This window comes from Streptomyces sp. NPDC043427 (assembly GCF_056436655.1).
Window position 1 is genome coordinate 92,033 of record NZ_JBWKCC010000028.1, and the last position, 14,536, is coordinate 106,568.

The 14,536-nt window shown below is 71.6% G+C and carries 15 protein-coding genes and 1 pseudogene; 11 read left to right on the forward strand and 5 right to left on the reverse strand.

Annotated elements, in window-relative coordinates:
• Window positions 1-17: 17 nt before the first annotated feature.
• Window positions 18-1,688, forward strand: a complete 1,671-nt coding sequence (locus AC067M_RS34060) for an AMP-binding protein (RefSeq protein ID WP_478700888.1) — start codon at window positions 18-20, stop codon at window positions 1,686-1,688.
• Window positions 1,685-3,292 (forward strand): AMP-binding protein, encoded by a 1,608-nt coding sequence (locus AC067M_RS34065; protein ID WP_478700889.1) that lies wholly within the window; start codon window positions 1,685-1,687, stop codon window positions 3,290-3,292. The genes AC067M_RS34060 and AC067M_RS34065 overlap by 4 nt, the downstream gene beginning before the upstream one ends.
• Window positions 3,293-3,372: 80 nt before the next feature.
• Here the strand turns inward: AC067M_RS34065 and AC067M_RS34070 are convergent, their stop codons facing one another.
• Both AC067M_RS34070 and AC067M_RS34075 read right to left on the reverse strand, forming a co-directional pair.
• Window positions 3,373-3,876: a GNAT family N-acetyltransferase gene (locus AC067M_RS34070; RefSeq protein ID WP_478700890.1), complete on the reverse strand. Its 504-nt coding sequence runs from the start codon at window positions 3,874-3,876 to the stop codon at window positions 3,373-3,375.
• Between the two features lie 381 nt (window positions 3,877-4,257).
• A complete protein-coding gene (locus AC067M_RS34075) occupies window positions 4,258-5,079 on the reverse strand; it encodes a hypothetical protein (protein WP_478700891.1) in 822 nt (273 codons plus the stop codon).
• Window positions 5,080-5,153: 74 nt separating this feature from the next.
• Between AC067M_RS34075 and AC067M_RS34080 the strand changes: the two are divergent.
• Window positions 5,154-5,509 (forward strand): annotated as a pseudogene (locus AC067M_RS34080) (glyoxylate carboligase); the annotation flags it as partial.
• A 50-nt stretch (window positions 5,510-5,559) separates the two neighbouring features.
• Here the strand turns inward: AC067M_RS34080 and AC067M_RS34085 are convergent.
• Window positions 5,560-6,198: a TIGR04222 domain-containing membrane protein gene (locus AC067M_RS34085; protein ID WP_478700892.1), complete on the reverse strand. Its 639-nt coding sequence runs from the start codon at window positions 6,196-6,198 to the stop codon at window positions 5,560-5,562.
• A gap of 157 nt (window positions 6,199-6,355) precedes the next feature.
• Window positions 6,356-6,592 (reverse strand): hypothetical protein, encoded by a 237-nt coding sequence (locus tag AC067M_RS34090; RefSeq protein WP_478700893.1) that lies wholly within the window; start codon window positions 6,590-6,592, stop codon window positions 6,356-6,358.
• A 280-nt stretch (window positions 6,593-6,872) separates the two neighbouring features.
• Here AC067M_RS34090 and AC067M_RS34095 point away from each other — a divergent pair, with 280 nt between their 5' ends.
• From AC067M_RS34095 to AC067M_RS34125, 7 genes are all read left to right on the forward strand, one after another.
• On the forward strand, window positions 6,873-7,121 hold the full coding sequence (locus tag AC067M_RS34095; protein ID WP_478700894.1) for a YkoF family thiamine-binding protein: 249 nt from the start codon (window positions 6,873-6,875) through the stop codon (window positions 7,119-7,121).
• Window positions 7,118-7,483: a helix-turn-helix domain-containing protein gene (locus tag AC067M_RS34100; protein ID WP_478700895.1), complete on the forward strand. Its 366-nt coding sequence runs from the start codon at window positions 7,118-7,120 to the stop codon at window positions 7,481-7,483. The genes AC067M_RS34095 and AC067M_RS34100 overlap by 4 nt, the downstream gene beginning before the upstream one ends.
• 88 nt (window positions 7,484-7,571) lie before the next feature.
• Window positions 7,572-8,081 carry a 2-oxo-4-hydroxy-4-carboxy-5-ureidoimidazoline decarboxylase gene (uraD, locus tag AC067M_RS34105; protein WP_478700896.1) on the forward strand — a complete coding sequence of 170 codons (510 nt, stop codon included), beginning with the start codon at window positions 7,572-7,574 and terminating at the stop codon, window positions 8,079-8,081.
• Between the two features lie 7 nt (window positions 8,082-8,088).
• Window positions 8,089-8,493, forward strand: a complete 405-nt coding sequence (gene uraH / locus AC067M_RS34110) for a hydroxyisourate hydrolase (protein ID WP_478700897.1) — start codon at window positions 8,089-8,091, stop codon at window positions 8,491-8,493.
• 4 nt (window positions 8,494-8,497) lie between these two features.
• Window positions 8,498-9,400, forward strand: coding sequence for a factor-independent urate hydroxylase (gene pucL, locus AC067M_RS34115; RefSeq protein ID WP_478700898.1), 903 nt, complete (start codon window positions 8,498-8,500; stop codon window positions 9,398-9,400).
• Window positions 9,401-9,410: 10 nt separating this feature from the next.
• Entirely contained in the window at window positions 9,411-10,790 is a 1,380-nt protein-coding gene (locus AC067M_RS34120) for an 8-oxoguanine deaminase (protein ID WP_478700899.1), read from the forward strand.
• A 275-nt stretch (window positions 10,791-11,065) separates the two neighbouring features.
• Window positions 11,066-12,688: a serine/threonine-protein kinase gene (locus tag AC067M_RS34125; RefSeq protein WP_478700900.1), complete on the forward strand. Its 1,623-nt coding sequence runs from the start codon at window positions 11,066-11,068 to the stop codon at window positions 12,686-12,688.
• An 82-nt stretch (window positions 12,689-12,770) separates the two neighbouring features.
• On the opposite strand, the gene AC067M_RS34130 is transcribed toward AC067M_RS34125, so the two are convergent.
• Window positions 12,771-13,574: an AraC family transcriptional regulator gene (locus tag AC067M_RS34130; protein ID WP_478700901.1), complete on the reverse strand. Its 804-nt coding sequence runs from the start codon at window positions 13,572-13,574 to the stop codon at window positions 12,771-12,773.
• 95 nt (window positions 13,575-13,669) lie between these two features.
• On the opposite strand from AC067M_RS34130, the gene AC067M_RS34135 reads away from it, so the two are divergent.
• Window positions 13,670-14,521, forward strand: a complete 852-nt coding sequence (locus AC067M_RS34135; RefSeq protein WP_478700902.1) for an NAD(P)H-binding protein — start codon at window positions 13,670-13,672, stop codon at window positions 14,519-14,521.
• Window positions 14,522-14,536: the final 15 nt, after the last annotated feature.

Here is a 14,536-nt window from a genome sequence, read left to right on the forward strand (position 1 = left end):
AGAAAATCGGAGGACAGATGACGACGGCGACGGAGCAGTTCCGCAGGGCGCGGGACTTTCTGCTGGCCCACCGTGAGGACTACACCACGGCCTACGAGGGCTTCGCCTGGCCGAGTCCCGAGCACTTCAACTGGGCGCTGGACTGGTTCGACGTCATCGCGGACGGCAACGACCGCACGGCCCTGCACATCGTCGAGGAGGACGGCTCGCAGACCCTGCTCTCCTTCGCCGAGCTGGCCGAGCGCTCCAACCGGGTCGCCAACCTGCTGCGCGAGCGGGGGGTCGGCGTCGAGGACCGCATCCTCGTGATGCTCGGCAACCAGGCCGAGCTGTGGGAGACCGCGCTGGCCGCGATGAAGCTGCGCGCCGTCGTCATCCCGGCCACCCCGCTGCTGGGCCCCGCCGACCTGCGCGACCGCGTGGACCGCGGCCGGGTGCGGCACGTGATCGTGCGCGCGGAGGACGCGGCGAAGTTCGACGACGTGCCCGGCGACTACACACGCACCGCCGTCGGCGGAGTCCCCGAGGGCTGGCAGCCGTACGAGGACGCCTACGCCGCCTCCCCGGAGTTCGTGCCCGACGGCCCCACCTTGGCCGACGACCCGCTGATGCTCTACTTCACCTCGGGCACCACCGCCCGGCCCAAGCTCGTCGAGCACACCCACACCTCGTACCCCGTCGGGCACCTGTCGACCATGTACTGGATCGGCCTCAAGCCCGGCGACGTGCACCTCAACATCTCCTCACCCGGCTGGGCCAAGCACGCCTGGTCCAACCTCTTCGCGCCGTGGAACGCGGAGGCGACCGTCTTCATCCACAACTACACACGCTTCGACCCGGCCCGGCTGATGGCCGAGATGGACCGGGCGGGCGTCACCACCTTCTGCGCCCCGCCCACCGTCTGGCGCATGCTCATCCAGGCCGACCTGACTCAGCTGCGCACCCCGCCCCGCGAGGTCGTGGCCGCCGGTGAGCCGCTGAACCCCGAGGTCATCGAGCAGGTCCGGCGCGCCTGGGGTGTGACCATCCGGGACGGCTTCGGGCAGACGGAGACGGCGGTGCAGATCGCCAACAGCCCGGGCCAGCCGCTGAAGACCGGCTCCATGGGCCGCCCCAGCCCCGGCTACCGCATCGAGCTCCTCGACCCGGTCTCCGGCGCGCCCGGCGCCGTCGAGGGCGAGATCGCGCTGGACCTGTCGGCGCGCCCGGTCGGCCTGATGACCGGCTACCACGGCGACGCGGACCGTACGGCGGAGGCGATGGCGGGCGGCTACTACCGCACGGGGGACATCGGCACCCGCGACGCCGACGGGTACGTGGTGTACGTGGGGCGGGCGGACGACGTGTTCAAGGCCTCCGACTACAAGATCAGCCCCTTCGAGCTGGAGAGCGCGCTGCTGGAGCACGAGGCGGTGGCAGAGGCGGCCGTCGTGCCCGCACCGGACGAGCTGCGCCTGGCCGTCCCCAAGGCGTACGTCGTTCTCGCCGCCGGCTGGGAGCCGGGGGCCGACACCGCGAAGGTGCTGTTCGAGCACTCCCGCGAGGCCCTCGCCCCCTACAAGCGCATCCGCCGACTGGAGTTCGCGCCCCTGCCCAAGACCGTCTCCGGCAAGATCCGCCGGATCGAGCTGCGCGAGGCCACGGCCGCGGGCTCGGCGAACGAGTACCGCGAGGAGGACTTCCGATGAGCGAGTTGTCCTACACGCACGGCACGAGCGGGACTTCGCTGCTCGGCGACACGATCGGTGCCAACCTCGACCGCGCGATCGCCGCGTTCCCCGACCGCGAGGCCCTCGTCGACGTGCCGTCCGGGCGGCGCTGGACGTACACCGAGTTCGGGGTGGCGGTCGACGAGGTGGCGCGCGGGCTGCTCGCCAAGGGCGTGGTGAAGGGGGATCGCGTCGGGATCTGGGCGGTCAACTGTCCCGAGTGGGTCCTCGTCCAGTACGCCACCGCCCGCCTCGGCGTGATCATGGTGAACATCAACCCGGCTTATCGCGCCCATGAGTTGGAGTTCGTGCTGAAGCAGGCGGGCATCTCTGTGCTGATCGCCTCGCTCGCGCACAAGTCGAGCGACTACCGGGCGCTGGTGGACCAGGTGCGTGGCAAGTGCCCGGAGTTGAGGGAGACGGTCTACATCGGCGACGCCTCCTGGGACGCCCTGACCGCGGGCGCCGCCTCGGTCCTGCAGGAGCGACTCGGTGAGATCGCGGCGGAGTTGAGCTGCGACGACCCCGTCAACATCCAGTACACCTCGGGGACGACCGGCTTCCCGAAGGGGGCCACGCTCTCCCACCACAACATCCTCAACAACGGCTACTGGGTGGGCGAGTTGATCGCCTACACCGAGCAGGACCGGGTCTGCGTCCCAGTGCCCTTCTACCACTGTTTCGGCATGGTGATGGGCAACTTGGGAGCGACCTCCCACGGCGCCTGCATCGTCATCCCGGCACCGTCCTTCGAGCCCAGGGCCACGCTGGATGCGGTCCAGCAGGAGCGCTGCACCTCGCTGTACGGCGTACCGACCATGTTCATCGCGGAGTTGAACCTCCCCGACTTCGCCGCGTACGACCTCTCCTCCCTGCGCACCGGCATCATGGCGGGCTCGCCGTGTCCGGTGGAGGTGATGAAGCGGGTGGTCGCCGAGATGCACATGGAGGAGGTCTCCATCTGCTACGGCATGACCGAGACGTCCCCCGTGTCCCTCCAGACGCGCCGGGACGACGACCTGGAGCACCGCACGGGCACGGTCGGCCGTGTCCTCCCGCACATCGAGGTGAAGGTCGTCGACCCGGCGACCGGGGTGACCCAACCACGCGGCAGCGCCGGCGAGTTGTGCACCCGCGGCTACAGCGTGATGCTCGGCTACTGGAACGAGCCCGAGAAGACCGCCGAGGCCGTCGACGCGGGGCGCTGGATGCACACGGGTGACCTCGCGACGATGCGGGAGGACGGGTACGTCGAGATCGTCGGTCGCATCAAGGACATGATCATCCGGGGCGGCGAGAACATCTACCCCCGCGAGATCGAGGAGTTCCTCTACGGCCACCCGAAGATCAGGGACGTCCAGGTCGTCGGCGTACCGCACGAGAGATACGGCGAGGAGGTCCTCGCCTGCGTCATCCCACACGACCCGGCCGACCCGCCGACCCTGGAGGAGCTGCGCACCTACTGCGAGGGCCAGTTGGCGCACTACAAGGCACCGAGCAGGCTGCGGATCCTGGACTCCTTCCCGATGACGGTGTCGGGGAAGGTACGGAAGGTGGAGCTGCGGGAGACGTACGCGGACTGAGCGACTGCCTAGGGCCTCCCGTTTGGATCATGCCGGGCTCGCGGGGTCCGGCCTGATCCAAACGAAAGACCCTAGCTCCTTCAGTCCCTGCGCATGCATACCCGCGGCCAGCGGTCGAGGCCGTGCTCGGCCTCCGCGGCACGGATCGCGCGCAGGCCGCGGGTGAGGTCGGCCTCCGGCAGCGTGCGGAAACCGAGGCGGGTGTAGTACGGGGCGTTCCACGGGACGTCCCTGAAGGTGGTCAGCGTCAGCCCGGCCAGCCCCTCGGCCCGGGCCCGGCCTCCGGCGTGGTCGAGGAGTTCGCGGCCCACGCCCCGGCGGGCGGCACGCGGATGCACCGAGACCTGCTCGACATGGAACGCCCCGTCCACCGGCTCCCCGATCAGATACGCCACCGGCCGATCCCCCTCGCCGACGGCCACCCAGGCATGCCCCGCCCCGCGAAAGCGCTCCAACACGGCCACCGCGGGCGGCTCGTCCTCCGCGATCTCCACCATGCCGAGCTCCCGGAAGACCAGGCCGGCGGCCCGCTCGATGTCCTGCAGAGCGGGGAGTTCACTGGGGGCCGCGGGGCGGATGCGCATAGGTCGAGTATCGGGTCGGGGTGGGGTGGGTGTCGTCCGGCTTTCAGGCGCGGCCCGGCCGGCGTCGTCGTGCGCTCCGGCGTGGGGCGCTCCCTGACATGGGCATGGGGCGGAGGTCGGGCTGCCGCGTCCTCTCTTGCGGTGCCCGCCCCTCGCGCGGTCGGCGGGTGCGGCTCGGGCTTTTGTGCTCTCGCGCGCGCAGGTGCGTTCCGCATGCGGTGTTGGGTGGGGCTCGGGCTTCTGTGTCCTGTCGCGCAGGGTGCGTGCCTGGTGCGCGGTCGGCGGGTGCGGTTTGGGCCTGCCTGCCTCTCGCGCGGTGCCTGCCTCTCGCGCGGGCGCCGGGTGTCCCCCGGGCCTCCGTCTGATCCCGCTGAGCGCCCCTCACGCCCCCGTCGCGTCCAGCCGTCCCGCAGGGGCGTTCACCGGCTGCGGAACGCCCGTGAGGTCGAGGAGGAACAGGGGGATGTCCAGGCCGTCGGCGCGGGTCCGGGCGGCGGCGGTGTAGCCCGCGAGGGAAAAGTAGACACAGGCGGCGGACTCCGTCATGGCGGTGAGCCACAGGCACTCCACGTCGCGCAGGGAGGCGGGGCGGATGGCCGGGTCGACCTGGGCGAGCAGGCCGCGGGCGGCGAGCCCGATGCCGGACGGGGGGCGCTGGTCGGCCCGGCGTATGTTCTGGTACCCGAGGCTCCGGAGGTACAGCGCGGCGGCGGTGACGGCGTCACGGGCGGTACGGATCGTGACCGGCTGGAGGGCCCGGGGCACACGGACCGGTTCGGCGGTGGTCGGGGGCCCGGCGTCGGTAGTGGTCGGGGGCCGGGTGTCGGCCGTGGCGTCCGGCGGGCCGGTATCGGTAGTGGTCGGCGGTGGGACGTCGGCCGTGGTGCCGGAAGGCCGGGCATCGGCCGTGGAGCCGGGCGGCCCGGCCTCGGTCGTGGCGCCGGGGGCCGTCACCGGAACCCGCAGTATCGTCCCGCACGGGCACCCGAGTTCCGGCCGCGGCCACTCGTCGCGGCGGCCGCAGGACGCGCAGCGCACGGTGATCCACTGCTCGTCCCACACCTGGTGGGTGACCGCCGTAGCCGTCCCCGAGGTATCGAGCGGCGGATGGACGGGCGCACCGCACACGCACGGGTACGACGGAGCGGCGTAGAGGTGCTCGCGCCGGCAGGCCGGGCAGCGCATGGACACGCTCTCGGACATGACCCCATCGTCGCCCACGACACCCCCGCCTGTCCGTCCCTTGGCCTCCTTCGGCCGGCCCCCCGGCCTCCTTCGGCCGGATCCGGCAGGCGCAGCGCGTCTTCGACATCGACTTCCAGGCGAAGCTGGAGTTCGAGAACGTCAACGCGCCCGAACTCGGCGTCTGCGGCGTCGACCACGTCAGGTCGCCGAGGGCCCCTGCTGCAAGGCGATCCGGGTGACGGACCCGAACGCGCTCGGCGCGGCCTCCGAACAGGCCAAGAAGCTCGCCGCCGGGTACCGGGTCCCGGTCGTCGGGCGAGGCGATCCTGGAGCGCGTCACCAGTATCGCGATGTCGACGACCAACGACATCGGCACGTGGTCGAGTTCGAGGAACTCGCGACCGAGCCCGGCCATGTGCCGACCTCGATCAGGACGCTGAAGGCCTGAAACGCCTGGGTCGGCCCGCCCACCAGGAGAGGCCGACCTCTTGGGCGCGCTCAGTCCGAGCCGCCGCCCCCGCCGCCACAGGAGTAGTACGAGGAGTAGGACTCCCCGCCGCCCGTTCCGCCGCCCCTGGGGCGGCCGTGGAATCCCTTGTCCGCGACCTCGGCGCGGGCGAGAAGTCCCGTCCGCAGGGCGAAGCGTGGGAAGAGCGCGTGCAGGGCCGCCTCGCCGTGCAGTGCTACGGCGAGCAGTTTGTCGTGGTCCGTCAGGCCGCGCCTGCTCGGGGGCAGGGGGTGTCGCCGCTGAAGGTCGCGCACATGGCGGCGGGCGGCGCGGGTCGGGCCGAGCAGCGGGTAGCGCAGCAGACCGGCCTCCGCCAGGGGGACGCGCATCAGGGCCACCGCCAGCTGGATGTCCGACCGCTTCGCCAACTTCCGCGGCGCGCGGGGCTCGTCGAGGGAGGCGCGTACCGCGCTCTCCAGCGGCGGAAGGGGAGGTGGGGAGTGCGCAGGAACCGCGTCCGCGACGACCGGCTCCGTCGTCCGTGTCGTCTGCGTCGTCCCCGGTCGGCCGGGCTCCACCTCGCCCCGCAGGTACAGGCCCACCACGGCGACCGTGACGGCGGCGCGGGGACCGCCCCGCAGCAGCGCGATCTCGTGCGGTTCCAAGGGGACCGTCACCGCGCCGCCCATCACATCACCCCCGTGCGGGGCCCGCCGCCCCCGTGCCGACGGGCCCCGTGTGACGACAATGTGCCCGACCGCGGGGGTGGTTGAAGCCTTTCGGCGCCGGTTCAGAGGTTGATTTGAGGGTTCCGTAGCCGCCCTACGACCGGTGCCGTACGCGGACTCAGTCCTCGTGGTGCTCCGACAGTCCCGGCCAGTCGTCCGGTCCGCCGCCCTGCCATTCGATCAGGTCGCTCTCCTCGACCTCGATCCGGTCCAGGTCGGCCAGCCGAAGGATCTCCACGACGTCGTCCAGATGTGTGGCGATGCCGAGGGTCTCGTCGCCCAGGGTCACGCGGCGGGAGCCGTCGAGGGCCGGGACATGCACCACGATGTGCGGGTACTGCGTCGGATTTCCCATGCCCCCAGGCTGCTGCGCGGGACGCGGATCCGCACGCCGGAAGGACCGTGGCGGTGCGACGGAACCGGCGGCCCGCTTCCCCTCAGGTCGAGAAGCGGGCCCCGGACCTTCACCACCGCACTGGCTCGCAGGCCGCCACGGTCCCGCTCGGTCCTCCGGGGCATCGTCGGCCACGTCGATGTCGGCGCGGAACCGCTCCGACTCCGGAAGGCTCCCGCCGCGGGTCGGAGCTTGTCACGCGGGGGCGGCGCAAGGCGGCACCGCGCGTTAGGTTGGGCGCGTGCGATTGAGAGTGGAGTTCACGACCGAACCCTTCGACCTCGACGAGGCGCCGGCGCACGCGCTGGTGGCGCGCGAAGTGGTCGAGGCGGCGGATCTGGACGCCGTGGACGTGGGTCCGTTCGGCAACACCGCGGAAGGGCGGGCCGGCGCGGTCCTCACCGCCGTGGACGCCCTGCTGCGCAAGACCCTGGAAGCCGGCGCCACCCGGATCTCGTTGCAGGTCAACGTCCTCGGGGAGGGCGAGTGACCGGCTCCGGGGACGAGCCGTTCATCACGGCCGTGAAACCGCTGGTCGACGCCATGGGCGGCGAGATGCTCCCGCCCGACGAGGCAGGCCCCGACGACGTCGTGCTCTCCTGGGAGGGCGCCGACGTCGTCGCCGTACGCCTGCCGCAGCTCGCCGACTCCCTCGATCACATCCTGGCCGCGATGGAGCGCAAGAAGGGCAAGCCCCTCGCCGACCTGGACCGCAAGGCCAAGCAGGAGGTCGTACGGATACTCGAGGCGCGCGGCGCCTTCTCCGTACGGCACGGCGTGGAGACCGTGGCGAGCGCGCTCGGGGTGAGCCGCTTCACGGTCTACAACTACCTCAACCGCGAGAAGGGCTGAGCGGCGGAAAGCCTGTAGGCCTGTAACCCGGCCCGGAATTTTCAACAAAGTGTTGACGTCGGGTTGTGGGGAGGCGTTAGCTGGCCCCGTGACTTCGACCTCCATGCCCATGGGCCTGGCCCGGTTCAATGAACTCGAGGAGTCAGCGGCCCTCGCCGCCCTCCACGAGGTGTGCGCCTCCACGGCGTGGGCGGAGCGGCTGCTCGCGTCCCGCCCCTACGCCACCGCCGACGCCCTCTTCGCCGCGAGCGACGCCGCCATGGCCGAGCTGACCACCGCGGACCTTGAGGAGGCGATGGCGGGGCACCCGCCGATCGGCCGCCCCAAGCAGGGCGACCCGACCTCGGCGCGCGAGCAGCGCGGCATGGCCGGCGCCTCGGAGGAGCTCAAAACGGAGATGCTGGAACTGAACCTGGCCTACCAGGACCGCTTCGGCCACGTCTTCCTCATCTGCGCCACCGGCCTGACCGGCGAGCAGATGCGCGACGCGGTCAAGGAGCGGATCGGGAACCAGCCGGAGCAGGAGCGGGAGATCGTCCGCACCGAGCTGGGCAAGATCAACAGGATCCGGCTCGCCCGCCTCGTCGAAGAGAACTGAGAGCAGCATGAGCACCAGCACCACCGCCTCCGTGTCCACCCACATCCTGGACACCAGCGTCGGCCGCCCCGCCCGGGGCGTCGCCGTCCACCTCTCCGCCCGCGGCGGCAGAGACGCGGACTGGCGGGCGCTCGGCGGCTCCGCGACCGACGCGGACGGACGGTGCAAGGACCTCCCGGTGCTGCCGGAGGGGACCACCCACGTACGGCTCGACTTCGCGGTGGAGCCGTACTTCGAGACATCCGCGAAGAAGCAAGCCGATGCGCAGCAGGACGCCCCCGCGAATCGGGACAGCGGTGCCGGCGCGTTCTTCCCGGAGGTGGCGATCACGTTCGCCGTCGTACCGGGCGAGCACTACCACGTACCGCTGCTGCTCAACCCGTTCGGCTACTCCGTATACCGAGGGAGCTAGCTACATGCCCATCCTGGGACCGAACCAGTACGGCAAGGCCGAGAACCGAGTCGTCAAGATCACGCGGGACGGCGCCACCCACCACATCAAGGACCTGAACGTCTCCGTGTCGCTCTCCGGCGACATGGACGAGGTCCACTACTCCGGCTCCAATGCCAACGTCCTGCCGACCGACACCACCAAGAACACGGTGTACGCGTTCGCCAAGGAGCACGGCATCGAGTCCGCCGAGCAGTTCGGCATCCACCTCGCCCGCCACTTCGTGACGAGTCAGGAGCCGATCCACCGGGCCCGGATCCGCATCGAGGAGTACGCCTGGGAGCGCATCGAGCACTCCGGCGAGGGCGCCCACTCCTTCGTCCGCAAGGGGCAGGAGACCCGGCTCGCGCAGATCACGTACGACGGCTCGTCGTGGGAGGTCGTCTCGGGCCTGAAGGACCTGGTGGTCATGAACTCCACCGACTCCGAGTTCTGGGGCTACGTCAAGGACAAGTACACGACGCTCCCCGAGGCCCACGACCGCATCCTGGCCACGCAGGTCTCCGCCCGATGGCGCTTCAACTGGGCCGACGACGCGACTGGGACGCCCGACTGGGACGAGTCCTACGGGCAGACGAGGCAGCACATGCTCCAGGCCTTCGCCGAGACGTACTCGTTGTCACTCCAGCAGACCCTGTACCAGATGGGCGCGCGGATCATCGACAACCGCCGCGAGATCGACGAGGTCCGCTTCTCCCTCCCGAACAAGCACCACTTCCTGGTGGACCTGCAGCCGTTCGGGCTCAAGAACGACACCGCCGACGGAGCTGTGTACCTCGCCGCCGACCGCCCCTACGGCCTGATCGAGGCCACCGTCCTGCGGGACGGGTGCGAGGCGAAGATCCCCGCGGACCTCACCAACCTCTGAAGGACGAACCATGGCAACAGCCCAGCGCATCGTCATCGAGAACGCGGCGATCGCGACCGTCGACGCGAACGACACCGAGCACGCCTGCGGGTACGTCGTCCTCGCGGGCAACCGCATCGAGTCGCTCGGCGCGGGCCAGGCCCCCGAGGGCCTGGAGAACGTCGTACGCCGCATCGACGCCACCGGCCACCTCGTCACCCCCGGCCTGGTCAACACCCACCACCACTTCTACCAGTGGATCACCCGGGGACTGGCCACCGACCACAACCTGTTCAACTGGCTCGTCGCGCTGTACCCGACCTGGGCGCGCATCGACGAGCCGATGGTCCGCGCGGCCGCCCAGGGCTCGCTCGCGATGATGGCCCGCGGCGGTGTCACCACCGCCATGGACCACCATTACGTGTTCCCCAAGGGCTCCGGCGACCTGTCCGGCGCCATCATCGGCGCCGCCCGCGACATGGGCGTCCGCTTCACCCTCGCCCGCGGCTCCATGGACCGCAGCGAGAAGGACGGCGGTCTGCCGCCGGACTTCGCCGTCGAGACCCTCGAGGGTGCCCTCGCCGCGACGGAGCGGACCGTCAAGGAGCACCACGACTCCTCCTTCGACGCGATGACCCAGGTGGCCGTCGCCCCCTGCTCGCCCTTCTCCGTCTCCACCGAACTACTCCAGCAGGGCGCCGAGTTGGCCCGCCGACTCGGCGTACGGCTGCACACCCACGGCTCGGAGACCGTCGAGGAGGAGAAGTTCTGCCACGAGCTGTTCGGCATGGGCCCGACCGACTACTTCGAGTCCACCGGCTGGCTCGGCGAGGACGTGTGGATGGCGCACTGCGTCCACATGAACGACTCCGACATCGACGCCTTCGCGCGTACGAAGACGGGGGTCGCCCACTGTCCCTCGTCCAACGCCCGCCTGGCCGCAGGCATCGCCCGCGTCCCCGACATGCTCGCGGCCGGCGTCCCGGTCGGCCTCGGCGTCGACGGTACGGCGTCCAACGAGTCCGGCGAACTGCACACCGAGCTGCGCAACGCGCTGCTCATCAACCGCCTCGGGGCACGCCGGGAAGCGGCCCTGAACGCCCGTCAGGCACTGCGACTGGGCACCTATGGCGGCGCTCAAGTGCTGGGCCGCGCAAGGGAGATCGGCTCATTGGAGCCGGGCAAGCTGGCCGACCTGGTGCTGTGGAGGCTCGACACCCTCGCCCACGCCTCCATCGCCGACCCCGTCACCGCGCTGGTCTTCGGCGCGGCGGCACCCGTCACGGCGTCCTTCGTGAACGGCCGTCAGATCGTGGCCCACGGCCGGCTCCTCACGGCCGACGAGGACGCGATCGCGCACGCCACACGCGAGGAGGCCCAGCGCCTGGCACGAATCGCCGCGCAGGGCTGATCAGTTGAAGAACTACGGCCGGGTGGGAGGCTTCTGGCCGGATGCCGTGGACCCGAGCGGGGGTCCGCGGCGGCAGCCTCCGGGGCACGCGCTCAGCGCGCCCCGGACGGTCCATCCGGGCCTGCACCTCCCCGCCTGACCCCTGGCGTTGAGTGGCGCCGAACCCGCACGGTTCCCCCTCGTGATCACCGACCGCGCCCGTCCGCTTAGGCTGCTGCCGTTGGTCGACCGTTCGGTTGGCCAAGGGGGCAGGGGACCAAGGGGGAAGCAGGTCGATGAGCAGCGCGACTGAGGTGTTCCAGCCACTCCAGGCGGACGATCCGCCGCTGGTGGCCGGCTACCGCCTCGCCGCCCGGCTCGGCGCGGGTGGCATGGGCCGGGTCTACCTGTCGCACACGCAGGGCGGACGGCCGGTGGCGATCAAGGTGGTACGGCCGGAGCTGGCCGACGCCCCGGACTTCCGGCGGCGCTTCCACCGGGAGGTGGAGGCGGCGCGGCGGGTCCGGGGCGCGTACACCGCCGAGCTGATCGACGCCGACGCGGACGGCACACCACCCTGGCTGGCCACCCTGTACGTGCCCGGTCCCTCCCTGGCGGAGGCCGTCGCCCGGAGCGGACCGCTGCCCGTGACCGCGGTGCTGTGGCTGATCGCGGGCGTGGCCGAGGCGCTGCAGGCCATCCACGGCGCGGGCATCGTCCACCGGGACCTCAAACCGTCGAACGTGTTGCTCGCCGCCGACGGGCCACGCGTGATCGACTTCGGCATCTCGCTGGCCGCCGACGCCACCTCGCACACCGCCACGGGCTCCACCATCGGCACGCCCCAGTTCATGGCACCCGAGCAGGCGTCCGCGGGTGAGGTCACGGCGGCGACCGACGTCTTCGCCCTGGGGCAGACGGCGGCGTTCGCGGCACTGGGCGAGCCGCTGTACGGCCACGGTCCCGCGGTCAGCGTGCTGTACCGGATCGTGCACGAGGAACCCGACCTGTCTGTGCTGCCCGAGCAACTCCGTCCGCTGGTCGCCCGCTGCCTGGCCGCCGCCCCGGAGGATCGGGCCACCCTGGCGGAGATCGTCGAATGGTGCCGGCAACGGCTGGGCCCGGACGCCGACGCGGGCGCGGGACCGGCCGTCTGGCGGGAGTTCATGGGGCCCCAAGTGACCGTTCCGGCTCCGGCCCCCGACCCCACCCCGGTGCACACACTGCCGTGGGTCCCGCGACCGACGCCGCCGGCTCCGCGGGAGCGGCCGGCCCGAAGACGGCGTACCGCGCTGATCACCACCGCGGCTGTCACGGCGGGGACGCTGCTGCTGACGGGCTTGGTGTGGACCGTCGGGGACGGGGTGGACAAGTTCGGCGACTGGTTCGCGAGCGCACCGTCGACGCCCGGCCCGGGGGAGTCCGCACGGTCGTCGGCATCTCCGTCGTCATCGGCCTACGACGTCCCGTCACCGGCATCGCAGGCCGGTGACGGTGACGGGACACCAAAAGCGCCACAGCCGTCCTCGGCCGCGTCCCAGGCGCCGCAAGCCGCCGTGTATCCCGTTCAGTGGCTGGACGCGAAGACCTCGCTGAGTTTCAGGGAGCCGGTCCGTCACGAGGACGGCAAGGGGGACATCCGCTTCGACTGCGAGGAGGCCGGCTGCCGGTTGAAGAGCGACACCAGTGTGTTCGTCCCGCTGTTCACTGATACCAGCGCCTCCCTCGACGAATGCCGTCTCCTCCTCGCCCACGCCAAGAGCCCCAGCCTCCCCTTGGCCGCGACGGCTGCCGGCAGCCGGATCTGCGTCAAGCACTCCTCGGGGGACATCGCGCTGCTCGTGGTCCAGACGAAGTCGACCGCGCTGACGGACATCGCCTTCCTGCAGGTGGACATGACGGTCTGGCGGGCGGTCTAGGGCGTGTTGCGAACGTCCCGTCGTCCGCCCGCAGGGCAGGCGGGACTCTCGCAACACGCCCCAGGAGCACCGTCGTCGTACGTCAACGGCGGGCGAAGGCCTGGCAGGGGCGCGCCTCGGGAAGTCGGCCGGTGAAGAAGGAGCGGGGCGGTACGCCCATCAGGGTGCGGAAGTCCGACGTCATGTGCGACTGGTCGTAGTAGCCGGTGGTGGCGGCGAGTTCGGCCCACGGGGCGGTCGCCGCGTGGGTCAGGACGTGCCGTACGCGGTCGATGCGGGCGTAGTGCTTGGGGGAGAGGCCGACGCCCTCGGAGAAGAGGTTGCGCAGCTGCCGCTCGCTGACCGCGAGGTCACGTGCCACGTCACTCACCTGGGCCGGGGCACGTCCGGCCCGGGTCGACAGGGCGTCCATGGCGGCGCTCAGCAGCAGGGTGCGCGAGCGGTCGACGGCCGGGGTCAGCCGCTCGGGCAGCACCCGCGCCAGGTGCGCCGCTATTTCCTCCGACGCCAAGTCGGCCAGTTCTCGGGCAAGTTGAACTGCCGTGGTGGTCGGCAGCGTGGCCAGGGGCAGCACCTGTCCGACGAGGTCGACGGCCGGGGTGCCGAGCAGTGGGCGGACCGTTCCCGGGCTGAGGCGCAGTTGCACGCAGGACCGCACACGCCGTTCCGTGTCCGCGTGGTACGAGGCGCGGGCGCGCGGACCGACGACCAGCGTCTCGCGGTGGCCGTCCTCCTCGATCCGTACGACCAACTTCGTCGCGGAGTCCGGCACATGGGTGAAGGACTCCGGCAACTCGCCTCGGACGGACGCCGATTCGATCTCGGCGATCCAGGGACGCAGCGCGTCGGGGACGGTCAGGGTGCGCTCGGCAAGGGCGTTGGTCACCTTCTCACCGTAAGCGCGTGGCCCGCCCGCGCGGGCGTCGCGACCGTGCCGGAATTTCCTAGAGCCGGGGGGCGGCGGCCCGCCACCGTGGGGGCATGATCCTGGTGACGGGTGCCACGGGCACCATCGGAAGTGACGTCGTACGACAGCTCGCGGCGCGCGGTGAGAAGGTGCGCGCGCTGACCCGCGACCCGGCGCGGGCGCAGGTGCCACCCGGGGTGGAGGTGGTGCGCGGGGACTATCTCGACCACGGCTCGCTGGAAGCGGCGATGACGGGGGTGACCGCCGCTTTCCTGGTCGGGGTGCCGGGCCCGGACACGCGGCACGACCAGGACCTGGTGGCTGCGGCCGGGGTGGCGGGTGTGGGCCGGCTGGTGAAGCTCTCCGCGATCGCGACGGGCGATCCCCGGGTCGGCCCGTCCGGCACCTGGCACATCGCCGGGGAGCGGGCTCTCCGGGAGAGCGGGGCCGAGTGGACGGTCCTGCGCCCCTCCTCCTTCGCCTCCAACACGCTGAGCTGGGCGCGACCGATCGGGGCGGGCGAGCCGGTGCCGAACATGACCGGGGACGGGCTGCAGGGGGTGATCGACCCACGGGACGTGTCCGAGGTGGCGGTGCGGGCCCTCGTCGAGGACCGGCATGCCGGGCGGACGTACACGCTGACCGGTCCGGAGACGATCAGCGTTCCCGGCCAGGCCGCCGTCCTCGCCGCGGTCCTGGGCCGCCCGGTCACGACCAACGACCTCGCGCCGCAGGAGACCCGCGCGTTCCTGCGCACCTGGGGCCTCGGCGATGCACAGGCGGAGGGCGTCCTGGCCGGCACCGTCTTCGTCCGCGAGGGCGGCAACGCCGTGGTCACCGAGGACGTGGCGGAGGTGCTTGGCCGTCCGGCGCGAACGTACCGGGAGTGGGCCGAGGACCACAGGGGGGCGTTCGCGCAGGAGTGAGGCCGGGGCGGTGGC